The sequence below is a fragment of the Thalassospira sp. Z349TD_5 genome (assembly GCF_056173045.1).
In genome coordinates this window covers 1,645,733-1,661,185 of the sequence record NZ_CM149654.1, presented here as the reverse complement: position 1 = coordinate 1,661,185, position 15,453 = coordinate 1,645,733, and the positions used below count along the sequence as shown (strand labels likewise).

At 53.4% G+C, this 15,453-nt stretch carries 14 protein-coding genes; 2 read left to right on the top strand and 12 right to left on the bottom strand.

Going from position 1 to position 15,453, the window contains the following annotated elements:
- Nucleotides 1-4: 4 nt before the first annotated feature.
- The 10 genes from iscX to cysE all read right to left on the bottom strand — a co-directional run bounded on the left by iscX (nucleotide 5) and on the right by cysE (nucleotide 8,100).
- Nucleotides 5-202, bottom strand: a complete 198-nt coding sequence (gene iscX / locus AC0VXT_RS07420) for a Fe-S cluster assembly protein IscX (protein ID WP_022733520.1) — start codon at nucleotides 200-202, stop codon at nucleotides 5-7.
- A gap of 60 nt (nucleotides 203-262) precedes the next feature.
- A complete protein-coding gene (locus AC0VXT_RS07415; RefSeq protein WP_475548125.1) occupies nucleotides 263-598 on the bottom strand; it encodes a ferredoxin family 2Fe-2S iron-sulfur cluster binding protein in 336 nt (111 codons plus the stop codon).
- Nucleotides 599-744: 146 nt separating this feature from the next.
- Nucleotides 745-2,643 carry a Fe-S protein assembly chaperone HscA gene (hscA, locus tag AC0VXT_RS07410; protein WP_475548124.1) on the bottom strand — a complete coding sequence of 633 codons (1,899 nt, stop codon included), beginning with the start codon at nucleotides 2,641-2,643 and terminating at the stop codon, nucleotides 745-747.
- Between the two features lie 26 nt (nucleotides 2,644-2,669).
- Nucleotides 2,670-3,314: a Fe-S protein assembly co-chaperone HscB gene (gene hscB, locus AC0VXT_RS07405; RefSeq protein WP_475548123.1), complete on the bottom strand. Its 645-nt coding sequence runs from the start codon at nucleotides 3,312-3,314 to the stop codon at nucleotides 2,670-2,672.
- Between the two features lie 172 nt (nucleotides 3,315-3,486).
- Complete coding sequence (locus tag AC0VXT_RS07400) at nucleotides 3,487-3,828, bottom strand: HesB/IscA family protein (protein WP_022733516.1); 342 nt, start codon at nucleotides 3,826-3,828, stop codon at nucleotides 3,487-3,489.
- Between the two features lie 44 nt (nucleotides 3,829-3,872).
- Complete coding sequence (gene iscU / locus AC0VXT_RS07395) at nucleotides 3,873-4,277, bottom strand: Fe-S cluster assembly scaffold IscU (RefSeq protein WP_022733515.1); 405 nt, start codon at nucleotides 4,275-4,277, stop codon at nucleotides 3,873-3,875.
- Nucleotides 4,278-4,351: 74 nt separating this feature from the next.
- Nucleotides 4,352-5,575: an IscS subfamily cysteine desulfurase gene (locus AC0VXT_RS07390; RefSeq protein WP_101303720.1), complete on the bottom strand. Its 1,224-nt coding sequence runs from the start codon at nucleotides 5,573-5,575 to the stop codon at nucleotides 4,352-4,354.
- Nucleotides 5,576-5,603: 28 nt separating this feature from the next.
- Nucleotides 5,604-6,731: a cysteine desulfurase family protein gene (locus AC0VXT_RS07385; RefSeq protein WP_475548122.1), complete on the bottom strand. Its 1,128-nt coding sequence runs from the start codon at nucleotides 6,729-6,731 to the stop codon at nucleotides 5,604-5,606.
- Between the two features lie 60 nt (nucleotides 6,732-6,791).
- Entirely contained in the window at nucleotides 6,792-7,274 is a 483-nt protein-coding gene (locus tag AC0VXT_RS07380) for an Rrf2 family transcriptional regulator (protein WP_022733512.1), read from the bottom strand.
- 97 nt (nucleotides 7,275-7,371) lie between these two features.
- Nucleotides 7,372-8,100, bottom strand: a complete 729-nt coding sequence (gene cysE / locus AC0VXT_RS07375) for a serine O-acetyltransferase (protein WP_475548121.1) — start codon at nucleotides 8,098-8,100, stop codon at nucleotides 7,372-7,374.
- Between the two features lie 245 nt (nucleotides 8,101-8,345).
- Here cysE and AC0VXT_RS07370 point away from each other — a divergent pair, with 245 nt between their 5' ends.
- Nucleotides 8,346-8,984: an alpha/beta hydrolase gene (locus tag AC0VXT_RS07370; RefSeq protein ID WP_022733510.1), complete on the top strand. Its 639-nt coding sequence runs from the start codon at nucleotides 8,346-8,348 to the stop codon at nucleotides 8,982-8,984.
- A gap of 48 nt (nucleotides 8,985-9,032) precedes the next feature.
- Here AC0VXT_RS07370 and AC0VXT_RS07365 read toward each other — a convergent pair whose 3' ends face one another.
- Nucleotides 9,033-10,148: an anhydro-N-acetylmuramic acid kinase gene (locus AC0VXT_RS07365; RefSeq protein WP_475548120.1), complete on the bottom strand. Its 1,116-nt coding sequence runs from the start codon at nucleotides 10,146-10,148 to the stop codon at nucleotides 9,033-9,035.
- Between the two features lie 199 nt (nucleotides 10,149-10,347).
- Between AC0VXT_RS07365 and tyrS the strand changes: the two genes are divergently transcribed.
- Entirely contained in the window at nucleotides 10,348-11,601 is a 1,254-nt protein-coding gene (gene tyrS / locus AC0VXT_RS07360; protein WP_475548119.1) for a tyrosine--tRNA ligase, read from the top strand.
- 99 nt (nucleotides 11,602-11,700) lie between these two features.
- Here tyrS and AC0VXT_RS07355 read toward each other — a convergent pair whose 3' ends face one another.
- Nucleotides 11,701-15,225, bottom strand: coding sequence for a YhdP family protein (locus tag AC0VXT_RS07355; protein ID WP_475548118.1), 3,525 nt, complete (start codon nucleotides 15,223-15,225; stop codon nucleotides 11,701-11,703).
- Between the last annotated feature and the right edge of the window lie 228 nt (nucleotides 15,226-15,453).

Sequence of the window (15,453 nt, the reverse complement as noted above, 5' to 3'; positions counted from 1 at the left end):
GACTTTAATCTTCGCGTTCGTCGATCCAGGCCATCTGAATGGCTTCGAGAATTTTCTCGTTCGATTTTTCGGGATCGTCGTCGAACCCTTCAAGCGCGCAGACCCATTTGTGCAGGTCGGTATAGCGCAGGTTGAGGTTATCCTTCTCAGGATGGGCATCCTCAAGCTCGATCGCGATGTCCTGAATATCTGTCCAGCGCATATCAGTCTCCTTTGGTGGCCGAATGCCACGATGTGCATCCGGTCAAAAAGAAGGTCAAACTTACTTGTTGACCATCATATTGCGGGTCGCAGACGGCAGCTTAACGCGCAGCCCATCAAGTTCGTCACTCATGATGATCTGACAGCCAAGACGCGAGGTTTCGGTCAAGCCGAAAGCAAGGTCAAGCATGTCTTCTTCATCTTCTGACGGCTCGTCAAGTTTATCAAACCAGTCTTCATCCAGAACGACGTGACAGGTCGAGCACGCAAGCGAACCTTCGCACGCACCTTCAAGGTCGATGCCGTTTTTATGGGCGGCTTCCAGAACGGACAAACCGTCGGCGACGTCGAATTCTTTTTCGGTGCCATCCGGCTCAACAAAAACGATCTTAGGCATCTGTGCCTTTCTCCTCGGTAATACTTTTTGTTCGATCTCTGTTTAACACCCAATCAAAGATTTGGGTGCTGTGTCCGACCTGACCTTTGGCGGTTGCACGGGACAATCGCCGCAAGTGGCCGGTTTGTCAATTATTCGGGTCGTGTTTAGTTAACAGCATCCACATTCTGCCCGGTCAGGGCCTGACGAATGCGGCTATCCATCCGGCTTTCGGCAAACGGGCGCGATGCATTTTCAAGCGCCTCGGCCGCGTCATTAATCACATCTCGGTCATCGCCGCCCATTGCCGCTTCAAGTTTGGCAATGGCGTCATTGATGTTTTTGTCATCCTCAGGCGTTAGCAACGCGCGGTCTGCGTCCATCGCGGCCTGAACGGCAAGGATGTTGCGTTTTGCCTCAACGCGGGCTTCGGTCAGAAGACGCATCAGCATATCTTCGCGGGCATGGACCATGCTATCGCGCAGCATGTTGGCCATATCCACCTCATTGATGCCATAGGTCGGTTTGACCGCGACTTCCTGCTCAACGCCGGTGGTTTCTTCACGGGCCGACACGGTCAAAAGACCATCGGCATCAACATTGAACTGTACGCGAATGCGCGCGGCCCCTGCGGCCATCGACGGAATACCAGTTAGGGCAAAACGGGCAAGGGACCGGCACTGATCAACCATTTCACGTTCGCCCTGCACCACATGGATCATCATGGCCGACTGACCATCCTGATAGGTGGTGAATTCCTGTCCCTTGGCGACCGGGATCGGGGTGTTGCGGTCAATGACCTTTTCAACAATCCCGCCCATGGTTTCCAGACCAAGCGACAGCGGTGTGACATCCAAAAGAAGGTTATCAGACCCACCGGTCAATGCTTCGGCCTGAAGGGCTGCACCAAGGGCGACAACTTCGTCCGGGTCAATGTTGGAAAGCGGTTCTTGTTCGAACAAATCGGCCACGGCCTTACGCACCGCAGGCACACGGGTTGAGCCGCCAACAAGAACCACGCCCTTGACGTCTTCGGGCAACACATCCGCATCATCAAGAACCTGCTCGGTAATCGCGGTTGTCCGCGAGACCAGCTTGGCAATCATGGCCTCAAAATCGGAACGGGTCACAGAATGGGTGGTTTTGGTGCCATTAAGGTCCACCGCAACGTTGACCGCATCGCTATCGGTCAGGCCTTCTTTGACCTTACGCGCAGTTTTAAGCAGACGTTTGGCATCCGACGCGTCAAGGGCATCGGTCGCACCGCCGTCTTTGCGCAAAGCCAAAAGATGTTCGGCAATGGCGTGATCAAAATCATCACCACCAAGGGCGGCATCACCGCCGGTTGCCTTGACCTGAAAAACGCCTTTTTGCATTTTAAGCAGCGAAATATCAAACGTCCCGCCCCCAAGATCGTAAACGGCATAAAGCCCCTCTGCCCCGTTATCAAGGCCATAGGCAAGGGCAGCAGCAGTTGGCTCATTAACCAGACGCAGGACTTCAATCCCGGCAAGGGTCGCGGCATCCTTGGTCGCGGTGCGTGCACCATCATCAAAATAGGCAGGCACCGTAATCACCGCCTTTTCGACCGGCTGATCAAGGCTTTCTTCGGCGCGCGTACGAAGGGCACGCAAAATATCGGCCGATACTTCGACCGGGGTCAAAACGCGGTTACCGACATTAAGGCGCACCATCATCGGACCTGCGCTATCATCATCGGATTTTTCGGGAATTTCAACGTCATAGGGCAAAGTGCCCGCAAGCGATTTGACGTCTTCAATGCCGCGCCCCATCAGGCGTTTGACCGACGAGACAACCCGACTTGCGTCGGTGTTGATATGATCACGGGCGGCTTCGCCGACCACGGGGGTGTCTTCACCGTAATAGACAACAGACGGCACAATCGCATTGCCACCCGATTTATCGCGCAGGACTTCTGGGGTTTCATCGCGTGAAATTGCAACCACCGAATTGGTGGTCCCAAGATCAATACCGACCGCAATCTGGCGTTCGTCTTCGTGGGGAAGTGGCGTTTCGCCCGGTTCGTGAATCTGTAGCAAGGCCATGAATTCTATCCGTTATCTTGAAATGATCAGGCTGCCGCGAGACGCGATTTCTTCGCGCGCGCTTCCTCGGTCATTTTCATCAGGTATCTAAGACGGGTGGTCAGTTTTTTTGCCGCATCAAAGGCATCCTTGGCAAACGCATTGGCAAGATCATTTTCGCATGCACGCGCCTGTTTGCGGGTATCCTTGATCATGGCATCAACCGTCATACGGTTGTCAGCATCATCAAGGGCTTCGCGCATTTCCATCGCTTCCATCAGAAGTTCAGGATCATTGACCGTATGCCCGCCGCCGCCTTCGGGCTCAACCCCGGCCAGACGCAACATATAATGCGCCCGTGCGACCGGATTTTTCAGCGTTTCGAAGGCTTCGTTGAGGCTGGCGGCCTGCTGCGATGACAGCGCCTGTTCACGCCCGGATTTCGATGCGAAACGATCCGGGTGCAGTTTTTGTTGCTGCTTAAGGTACGTCGCCTCAACCGCATCGATATCGACAACAAAGGATCGTTCAAGACCAAACCGCTTGAAATGATCAAGCTGACCGGGGGCCTGAATGGCGTTGCATGTATCGCAAAACAGCGCACTGGCCTCAACAGGCCCCTTACAGGACCAGCAAACCTTATGTGCGGGGTGTTTCATCGTACCCGTATCTTCGGTACCGGTGTTGCTCACGCTATGCACTTCCGAGGATTTAAAACAAATTCAAATTACATCTTACGTCGAACAGGACATATGCAGGTGCAAACAGCCCCATTCAGGCGACGGCCCCGGTGAATTCCTGCGAACTCACTGGGGCCATAACCATCTTCAAAGCAGGTAAAGACCTGACAATCCGCAGGTGATCCTAGATGTGGAAGGACTCACCACAACCACAACGACCTTTTTCGTTGGGATTGCGGAAGACGAACCCTTCTTCCATCTTGGTGACCTCATAATCCATTTCTGTTCCAAGAACGAACATCATGGCTTTTGGGTCAATCAGGATTTTCACGCCATCCTCAAGCTGGACAACTTCTTCAAAGCCACTGGCTTCGTCGGCATATTCCAGCGTGTAGGACAAGCCCGAACACCCTTTGCTGCGCACACCAAGCCGGATGCCTTCGGACGGTTTGCCGCGGCTATCAAGCAACGCCTTGATATGAACAAGCGCTTCTGACGTGACAGAAATCGGTGACGGTAATGCCATGGTCTTCTCCCAAATTCCCGAAAACGGGGGAAAGGCAAAGCTGCTTATTCAGCAGCTTCGACTTCGCCCTGACCGTTTTTGGTTTTGTAGTCGCTGATTGCGGCTTTGATCGCATCTTCGGCAAGGATCGAGCAGTGAATTTTAACCGGCGGAAGTGCCAGTTCTGCTGCGATCTGCGAGTTCTTGATCGAACCAGCTTCATCAAGCGATTTGCCCTTGACCCATTCGGTGATCAGCGAGCTCGACGCAATGGCCGAACCGCAACCGAAGGTCTTGAACTTCGCGTCCTCGATGATGCCTTCCGGGGTTACTTTGATCTGCAGTTTCATAACGTCACCACAGGCCGGAGCACCAACAAGACCGGTACCGACGAACGTTTCATTTTTGTCCATCGAACCAACGTTACGCGGGTTTTCGTAATGGTCGATCAGCTTTTCACTATAAGCCATGATAGGAATCCTCCTAAAAGTTCTGTGTCTCTCTCACGAGATAAAAAACGTCGATAAGTCGTCGTCTGTCGTTCTTAGTGCTCAGCCCACTCGATCGACTTGATGTCGATGCCTTCCTGGGCCATTTCCCAAAGCGGGCTCATGTCGCGAAGACGCTCAACCGCAACACTGATTGACTCGATCGCTTCATCAAGCTCTTCCTTGGTCGTATAACGGCCAATCCCGATACGTAGCGACGTATGGGCGAGTTCTTCGTCAACACCCAGCGCACGCAGCACATAAGACGGCTCAAGCGATGCCGACGTACATGCCGAGCCCGAAGAAACCGCAATGTTTTTGATGTCCATCTGCAGGCTTTCGCCTTCGACGTACGCAAATGAAACATTGAGGTTACCCGAAACGCGGGCTTCTTCGTCACCGTTGAGGTAAATGTCAGCCAGACGATCACGGAACTTCTTAAGCGTGTAATCGCGAAGCTCGGTGATGCGGGCGTTTTCTTCTGCCATTTCGTTCGACAGAATATCACACGCCTTACCAAAACCAACAAGCAACGGTGTCGGCAACGTGCCCGAACGCATGCCACGTTCCTGACCACCGCCGGTGATCTGTGCGATAACGCGGACACGTGGGCGACGGCGCACGAACAATGCACCAACGCCTTTCGGGCCATAAAGTTTGTGGGCGGAAATCGACATCAGATCAATGTTCATGTCTTCGACATCAAGATCAATCTTGCCAACAGCCTGTGCGCAATCGGTGTGGAAGAACACTTTGCGTTCACGGCAGATAGCACCGATTTCCTTAAGGGGCTGAATCACACCGATTTCGTTGTTCACACCCATGACGGACACGAGTGCAGTTTCATCGGTGATGGCCGCTTTAAGTTCTTCAAGGTCGATCAGGCCGTTATCCTTAACGCCAAGATAGGTAACCTTGTACCCTTCCTGCTCAAGGTGACGGGCACTGTCGAGCACGCATTTATGCTCGGTCACGACCGTGATCAGATGCGGCTTTTTCTTACCATAGAACTTCATCACACCTTTAAGTGCGAGGTTGTTCGATTCTGTCGCACCCGAAGTAAAGATAACTTCCTTGGCCGATGCACCAATGACCTTGGCAACCTGTCCGCGCGCGACTTCAACCGCGTCTTCGGCTTCCCAGCCAAAGCTGTGGTTGCGCGAATGCGGATTACCGAACTTCTCGGTGAAGTATGGCAGCATCGCATCCACCACCCGCGGATCGGTCGGCGTCGTTGCCTGGTAATCCAGATAGATCGGCTTTGCTTTAAGCTCGTTCATAATTAAGACTTCCTCACTCACTCTCTTGTCAGGCAGCGTGACGCGCCTTCTTGCGCGCTGCATTGCCCCTCATCCGGCTCCAAACTCGGACAAACGTATCGATATCTTCGTCGGTTGTTTCCAATCCCAGACTGACCCTGATGGCCGATCCGGTATCGGAAATTCCCATTTCCTTAAGCACGTGGCTTTCACGTACCTTGCCTGACGAACAGGCAGATCCCGAACTGATGGCAACACCACCTAAATCCAGTGCCATCACCTGGGTTTCCCCGGGCATTCCTGGCAGGATCAGGCAACTTGTATTCACCAGCCGCTTCGTTCCTTTTCCGGCAATAACAAGCTCAGGGGCTTCTGATGCCAATTCCGTTTCAAGACGGTCGCGCATGGCAGCAACATCCGCCATTTTCGCCATTCCGACCTCGGCACGCTGGGCGCTGGCGGCAAAGCCTGCGATGCCCAAAACGTTTTCCGTGCCGCCACGGCGGTATTTTTCTTGGCCACCACCGCGAATTTGCGGCACCAGCATCACACCGGGCGCAATCGCAAGGGCGCCAATTCCTTTGGGGCCGCCGATCTTGTGGGCCGAAATCGACACCATATCAACCAGCAAACGTCCCATGTCTAACGGTATACGGCCCAAAGCCTGTACTGCGTCACAATGGACTTTTGCCCCGTATTCGCGCGCCAGCAAAGCAACCTTTGCCACGGGCTGGATCACGCCGGTTTCGTTATTGGCCAGCATGACCGAAACCAAAACCTTTTCACCCTTCTGCGATGCGTCTTTCAGCATTGCCTCAAGGGCCGTTAGATCAATCACCCCATCGCCATCAACCGGGATGCGCTTGGCATCGGACCGGGCCTCGATCACCGATGGGTGTTCAACCGCACTGGTGAAAACCGTGACATCTTCCAGCCCATTCAGGGCAAGGTTGTTAGCCTCGGTCCCGCCGCTTGTAAAGATCACCCGTTCGGGATCACCCCCAAGCAGATCGGCAATGGTACGGCGCGCATGATCGACAATCTTGCGAGCTGCGCGGCCGCTGGCGTGAACTGAGGACGGGTTCCCCGTGATATCCATCGCAGCGATCATTGCCTGTTGTGCCTCGGAGCACAGCGGCGCGCTTGCGTTGTAATCAAGGTAAACCTGATCGGTCATCAGTTTAAAATCATCCTTATTCGCATTTGCCGTCCCTATACGCACGATATAGAGGACTAATCACTGTGCCGCAACCTGTGACGGCTCTTCTATTTGCGTGGTTTTCGACGGGAAAACCCGCAAGGAACCACTGACGTTGCGTCCAACCACATCGGCCAGGCTAACGGACGCCAGATAAAGGTAAATCTGATTGCCAAGTTCTTCCCACAATTCATGGGTTTGGCAGCGACCCTGATTGGCCTTGCATCCTTTTGGCGACCCGGACTTACAGCGGGTTGCGCGGATCGGCTCATCAACAGCCAAGATCACATCGGCAACGCGGGTTTCCTGCGCTGTGCGCGCCAGAAGGTATCCGCCTCCCGGACCACGCACGGAACGGACCAAGCCGCCTTTGCGCAATTTGCCAAAAAGCTGTTCAAGATAAGACAGTGAAATTTCCTGACGGTCCGCGATATCCGCAAGTGCTACCGGTCGGTCCTTGCTGCTTTCAGCAAGGTCGACCATCGCCATCACGGCATAGCGGCCTTTGGTACTCAGCTTCACGGTTCATCCTCCTGCCTTGCTGCTCCGGTTATGCTATTTTGGTTGCAAACCTGACAGCGGGCTCTGTTCGTATTCGTGGCGCGAACCTGCGCCTAACTCATTCCGATGACGCGACGATGCGTGGCTTGTCGGCAATCACATCACCATCATCAGATGACTTGTTATCTGTTTTAAGCTCTGCAACCTGACCACGCAGTTCCGTTACTTCTCGACCAAGCTCTTCAAGCGCACGCGCCACGGGATCAGGCAGATCACCAATCGGCGTGCCATAGGCACAGAAACGATCATCGGCTTCGTGGCGTACGATCTTGGCGGGGATCCCGACCACCGTCGCACCTTCAGGCACTTCCGACAGCACCACCGCATTACCACCAACACGCGCATTCTTGCGCACCGTAAACGGGCCGAGAATTTGCGCGCCCGAGCCAACAATCACGCCATCTTCAAGCGTAGGATGGCGTTTAAGGCCACGTTGGCCGTCGCTATTAACGCTCGGCGACGTTCCACCAAGGGTCACCCCTTGATATAATGTCACGTCATCGCCGATCTCGGCCGTTTCACCAATCACAACGCCCATGCCGTGGTCGATAAAGAACCGTTTGCCAATTTTTGCGCCCGGGTGAATTTCGATCCCGGTCAGCCAACGCAAAATCTGCGAAATGAAGCGGGCTGTGATACGAAAACCACGCTGCCACAGCCAGTGTGTGCCGCGATATCCCATGATTGCGTGAAACGCCGGATAACAGAGCGCGATCTCCAAACGGGAGCGTGCCGCAGGATCGCGGGCAATCATCGCGTCAATTTCCTGACGAATTAGCTTGAACATGGGGCGGTCCACTGTGTAATTAGTATCTTCGATTCCCGGCAACCACGCCAACACCCGGCCTTACGCAAGACGTAAGATCGGGTTTACATGGCGCCATTGCGTTAGCCGGAATATAGGATAACCGAGTAACTTGGTCAAGTATTTGCCCAAAGCAATTTATGCGCAAACACGAAAAAACTTACAAAAACACTCGGATATTTTTGTTGCACACATTATTCCATTCGTGGACAGGAGCAGTCTGATCCATGCCTGAGGTCATTTTTAACGGCCCCGAAGGTCGCCTTGACGGTCGCTACCACCATAACAGCGCTGACGATTCGCCCATCGCACTCATTCTCCATCCGCACCCCCAGCAGGGCGGCACAATGAACAATAAATTGTGCTTTAACATGTTCAACATGTTCAAGGATCGCGGTTATTCGGTCATGCGCTTTAACTTCCGCGGCGTTGGTCGCTCGCAGGGCGTCTATGATCAAGGGATCGGTGAGCTGTCTGATGCGGCATCGGCTCTTGACTGGATGCAAACTTATAACGCCAATGCGCGCGCCACGTGGGTCGCAGGGTATTCGTTTGGGTCCTGGATCGGCATGCAGCTTTTGATGCGCCGCCCGGAAATTGACGGGTTCGTTTGCGTCGCACCGCCGGCCAGCGAATATGACTTCACCTTCCTGGCACCCTGCCCGTCATCGGGTCTGATGATCCATGGCACGCAGGACAGCAACATTCCGCTGGCATCGGTCAATAAACTGGCTGACAAGCTTAATGCCCAGAAGGGTATTGAAGTGGATTTGCGCACGATTGACGGTGCCGATCACTATTTTGCCAAACAGCAAGACGACGTAATCAAGCACACGGCTGCTTATCTTGAGAAGCGTGGCGCGTAAAGCGACCCGCCGCGAGTAGGCAACGACAATAGACCAAAGGCCGCCTGATCAGGCGGCCTTTTTCGTTTGGTATAGCTTTCCACCGCAACAGGGCTCCGCCACCCCGGTTGTGCCCGGAAAGCTCAGCGGTAAATTGCGCAGATGGCGCACGGCCAGATAGCCAAAACATTCGGCCTCAACCGCATCGCCGTCCCAATCGAGTTCGTCAACTGATCGCACCGGAACTCCCAGCCGTTCATTAAGCTGTGCCATAACATATTGATTATGCCGACCGCCGCCACAGACGAACCAGCCTTTGGGGGCTGTCGGCAGATGGTTCACCCCGGCAACGATGGCCGCCACCGTACAATTGGCAAGGGTCGCCGCCCCATCCGCCATGCTTAGCTTTGCCTCGGCTACCAGCCCATCAATGGTTACGACCATGTCTTCACGGTCAAGGGATTTCGGTGGCACGCGATCAAAATACGGGTCTTCAAGAAATTTCACTTCAACCATCGGATCGGCCTGCCCGGACGATGCCGTTGCACCGTTCATATCAACTGGTGTGCCGGTATGGCGCAGCATCCAGTCATCAAGGCGTGCATTGCCCGGCCCACAATCAAACGCCAGCAGCGCATCATCCGGGCCGATCCATGTCACGTTGGACACACCGCCGATATTTAGAACCGCGATGGGCATTTCAACGCCTGCACTTTTCATCAGAGCCGCATGGTAGACTGGGGCAAGTGGCGCACCCTCGCCCCCGGCGGCAACATCAGCAAGGCGAAAATCGGCAACAACGGGAATGCCCGTTTTTTCCGCCAGCATATAAGGCGTTCCGATCTGGCGCGTGATCCCGGAGGCCGGTTCATGGAAAACCGTCTGGCCATGAAATCCGATGACGCCTATTTCACCCACCACCACACCAGATTTCTCCAGCAACATATTAACAGCATTAACATGAACGTCTGTCAGATCATCTGCCACTACCTGTTCGCTGTTGGTGGCCGCGCGGTTGCCAAAGCACGCCCGCATCCGTTCACGAAGGGCTACATCATAGGCCACAAACACCGAATGACCGGTACGGCGAACCTCGATCCCATCGGTTTCAATTAGCGCAGCATCAACGCCGTCTAGTGACGTTCCGCTCATCATTCCGATTGCCTTGATCCAGCCGTTCGTCATTGGAAACTCCGTATAGGTTTTCTGGGTGTTTTGCTGCGTTGTGGAGCAGATTAAAATCAATTTATCGCGAAATCGTTACCGCCATAGCAGAACTGCATGTCGATGCGTTGCCCCGCGAATGTTTTTTGTGCTAGATCATCGCGTCCGCAGTAATAAGCGGCTCGATTTTTTTATCACAACCAAACATAGCGCAAAAACCATGACTGAACTTAAGTCTGATTTTCTCCGCGTCATGAATGACCGCGGTTATATCCACCAATGTACGGACCTCGAAGGTCTTGATACCTATGCGACGGAAAATACGGTGGTGTGCTATGTGGGCTATGATTGCACCGCAGACAGCCTTCATGTCGGATCGCTTGTATCGATCATGATGCTGCGCTGGTTACAAAAAACCGGCCATAAACCGATTGTCCTGATGGGGGGTGGCACCACACGTGTTGGCGATCCAACCGGCCGTGACGACGCCCGCCCGGTTCTGACTGATGAAATCATTGCCGCCAACATGGCTGGCATCAAAAAAGTGTTTCAGCAGTTCCTGACATTTGGCGATGGCCCGACCGATGCGATCATGGTCAACAATGCCAACTGGCTTGATAAACTGAACTACATCGAATTTCTGCGTGATTTTGGGCGGCATTTTTCGGTCAACCGGATGCTGAGCTTTGACTCGGTTAAAATTCGTCTGGAACGTGAACAGTCGCTGAGCTTCCTTGAGTTCAACTACATGATCCTGCAGGCCTATGACTTTGTAGAACTGAACCGTAATTATGCCTGCACGCTGCAGATGGGCGGATCGGATCAGTGGGGCAATATTGTCAATGGTGTCGAGCTTGGTCGTCGTGTTGATGAAAAGTCACTGTTTGGCCTGACCACGCCGCTGATGACCACCGCGTCAGGGACCAAAATGGGCAAGACGGCTTCTGGCGCTGTATGGCTCAACGAAGAACGCCTGTCGTCCTATGATTACTATCAGTTCTGGCGCAACACCGAAGATGCTGACGTCATCAAATTCATGCGTTTGTTTACCGAAATGTCGCTTGAACAGATTGCGGAATACGAAAAGCTCGAAGGATCGCAGATTAACGAAGCCAAAAAGGTTCTCGCCCTTGAAGCGGTCAAGCTGTGCCGCGGTGAAGAAGCCGCCCTTGCCGCTGCTGAAACCGCGCGCAAGACCTTTGAAGAAGGCGTTTTTGCCGACGACCTGCCAACCGTCGAAGTTGCCAAGGCTGAACTTGATGCGGGCATTCCGGCATTTGATCTGTTCCGCCGGGCGGACCTAGCCAAAACCGGCGGTGAAGCACGCCGCCTGATCAAGGGTGGCGGGGCCAAAATCAATGATGAAAAAGTCAGCGATGAAAACGCCACGATTAATGCCGATGCCATCAATAAAGACGGTGTGATCAAGGTTTCTGCGGGCAAAAAACGCCACGTCCTGATCAAGCCGGTCTGATCAAGGCATCTCATCAAAATACAAAAACCCCGCAGCCTGTGCTGCGGGTTTTTTACATTCAAAGACGAAGACATGCCCGACAATATCGCCTGGAGGACGTTACCCCGGTTCCGCCCCGGTGATGAGGTTGCGAAACACCCCCGGCACAAAGGTCGATAGCGGGTTCACATTGACATCCGGCTCATTCAGATCACCTTCAATGGTATATGTCGGGGCAAAGATGCCACCGCCCTCTTCGCCAACCAGAAGGTCTCCAAGGATCGGAATAACACCAAGGGCAGAGTTCAACGCATAGATCGGCACAATTGATCCCGCCAATCGGATTTCAGATTTCGCAAGATCAATCGATCCATTCGCCGTCACCCCGACAGCCGTTCCGTTTGCCGCCACCTTCCCAAGGGTCAGCACATCGTTGACGTAGGTGAAATCACCGTTCAGTTCGTCAAAGGCAATGCCATTACCCGCCAAAACATCACCTAAGCCTGTGAGCGAGGCCGCGCCGAGTACCCGTGCCGCAATCGGTGCATTCACCACCCGGAATTCATCCATGTTGATTTTGCCAGTGAACGGTTGGGCTTCATCGCCCTCATCGACCGTTCCTTCGACCACCATACGCCCGCCCAGAAGATTGTCGTACATGTCCAGCGCACGCAAAAACCGCCCGGCATTTTCGGATGTCAGCCTGACGGTACGGGTTTTGAAATCAGTGCGTTCAACCTGGGCGAAAATGTTGGCACGATCGCCAAGGGTCCCGTTCAGAACGAGGCTATCCCATTCTTCGCCGATCATATGGATCGCGCCTTCAACCTCATTGATCAGTTCGCCATTGGCCATGACCATCTGATCAACATTCACGAAAACATCTGTTTTGCCACCAACCCGTGATGCCCTCTCTCCGATCCCACCACTGTTGGGGTTATTGCCCGCAGGCAGATCATTCTGATCGCTGTCATCACTGACAATCCATGGGGTTAAAATCGCCTGTTGGGCATTGATTTCGATTTCCTGATTTTCACCCATCTTGTTGAGGATGATTTTGCCCCCCGTCAATGTGGGTTCATCCCCCTTTATCAGGAAACGATCCCCCGCAAGGGTAACCTTTGTATCCTGCGCAATCGGAGTTTCTGACGTTGTGGCCGCAGCATCGTTTGTATGACTCTCAACAAAGGGCCGCAAATCAAATTGCTGCCCGCGCAGATCAACAAACAATTTCTGATCTTGAGACAGCCGAACCGATCCCGAAAGACCAAGGTTCTCACGGAAATTCGAACTATCAAAGTTAAGCGCCCAAACATCGGAAATCTTGCTGTCGCCACTCCATTTCGCTTTGCCATTTGCGTTAAGCAATGGTGCAGAAACGCTAAACGTATTCAGACTGCCGCTGTTATCACCAAGAACGACAAGATCAAATGTCGCCGTCGCAGGAACATTCACTGCCTTTTGATAGTCAACTGCGTTAATGCTGATCGCCACCTGTTTAAGGCCGACATCACCAGTCACCCCAACGGTGTTTTCCCCAACCTTGATGTTGACAGTTCCATCTGCAACGCCGGTCAAATAGGGGGCAACATCAAGATCGACTTTTGCCAAAGCCGACAAATCAAGGTCCCCCGACAGGGTGTAATGGCTGCGCAGTGCGGTTTTATCGGCGAAACTTTCAATCCAATTGATGTTGGTTCGCCCCTTCCCGATAGCTGCATCACCGCTAAGATCAAGCCCCTTGGTATTGACCTGCAATTCAAATGCACCGTCTGCGATATCAAGATCACGAAATGCTTTGGTCACTTTGGCATTTTCAATCCGGGTGGCGGCAGCCACCTCAACGTCATCAAATGTGACCGCACGTAATAGTGGGAAATAAAGCCTTACGCGGGTTGCCTGATCGCCCGTGATCTGCTTGGGGTCAATCCCCAGACGCTTTGCAAAACCAAGCGGCTCGGCATCAATCAGCTCAAGAGCTTTTTGCACACTGCCGTGGGCGACGACTTCGATATCTGCCGATGGGACAGGTTCATCAAGCTTGGTAAATTCGATGGATGCATTTTCAACAATCAGGCCATCCGCATTGCCTTGATCGGCATAGATTTTAAAGCTGGTTGCATCAAACTCAGCCCGCCCGGCCGCGTCAAGAACCACAGGCATCTCGCCAAGATAATGCACTGTGACCCCCGACATCGTCATCTGTCCGCCCAGAGCATCCAGAATGACTTCACCGGCCTCATCCTGATGCAGCTCGGTATGCATGGTTGCCTGATGAACAATGCCCTCAGACAGGTTTTCAATCACCCATTCGCGCGCATCATACCCGACGTTTTCCGGCCATAACCGGTTTAAATCATTGGTCGCAACGTCTGTTGCCGACACATCCAGATTGATTTTCCAGTCTGAAAACGGATCAAGGACAACCCCCTTAAGGCTTGCCACCGAAGCACCGACATTCAGAGTAACATCATCAAAGCTGATCCGACCGGGTACATAGCTTGTGGCAATACGCCCGCCCGTCACACGATAGGTTGCGCGCATTTCTTCTGGCAAGGAAACAACGCCACTTCCGACAGACAAATCCGCACTGGCCGAAATCAACTCGCCATTCGCGTCATACTTTGCCTTAAGCCCCCCGGAAACCGGTACAAAAGCATCGCGCAGGCCATCAAATACATTTGAAATGGTCGCAAGTTCCGCAAGCTCAATCTCGCCAAGCTTAGCGGTAAGGTCAATCTCGCCGGTTCGGGTGCTGTAGTCGCCGGTGACATCAATATGGGTTGCAACAGAACCAGCTGAAACCTGCATGGATGCTTCGGCTGAAACGCCGAACTTCCCACGTGACAAAAGAATATCTGCCTGCGGGGCGGCCCAGATAACACCAATCTTTTCATCACGCACCTGCAGGTCAGCATTTACAACGCCGAAGTTTTCAAAGTAATCCGCTGCGGGGAAGTCTGTCCGTGCGCCCGACAGAATATCAACAATATCGCGCAACGCCTGACTGCCGGAATGCACATCCGATCCAGGATCAGCGTCATTCGCACCATCCTCGGGCAACGCGTCTGTCCCCTGATCATCCCCCGGAACTGGCGGCAGATCAATCACAAGGGATGGCACGCTGTCTGACTGATTTAAAGCGTCCGTTGATGCGCTGTCTTCTGTCGAAAGGCTGCTGCCATCCGCTGCTCGATTTGCGTCATCTAACACATCCCCCTCGGCGGCATATCCGATATTCACCGTGCCATCGCGTCCCCGTTCTAGCCGTATCCGCGGTCCGATCAGGTTTAATTCGCGCAGGGCAAGGACACCTTCAAAAAGTGCCTTGGTTGAAAACACGACGTCTGCCTCGGGGACTTGCAGAAGTTCGCTATTGTTTGGCCCGCGCACCGACACATCGCGCAGACGCACATCAAACTTTTCGTCCCAGCCGCGCCAATACAAAACAAGGTCGTCAACGGACAGGCGGTTTTCGCCCATCGACTGATTAAGACGATCCACGATGTAAGGCGTAATACGATGCAGCGAGACAGGTCCCTCTGCGACGCGCCAGACAGTAACCGCGCCAAACACACCGACAAAAAGGACGAGGGCCCCAAATATCAGCCCCAACCATCCAGAAAAGGTTTTTAACAGGCGCACCCTATTTACCTTGAATTTTCGGTGTCATACACAGATTTACCAATAGCCAAAAACAGTCCAATACAGTTTATCGCACGAAACACCGTGCTAAAACCGGTAAAAGAAACAAACTGTTATTGATCTTATCCCTTTTTACCGATCCACAGAAAAGATAGGGTCGGCGTCGTAACTAGAAACATGTTTCCCCGGCCCTCGGGATCACGATACCATCATAGGTCTTATGCTATC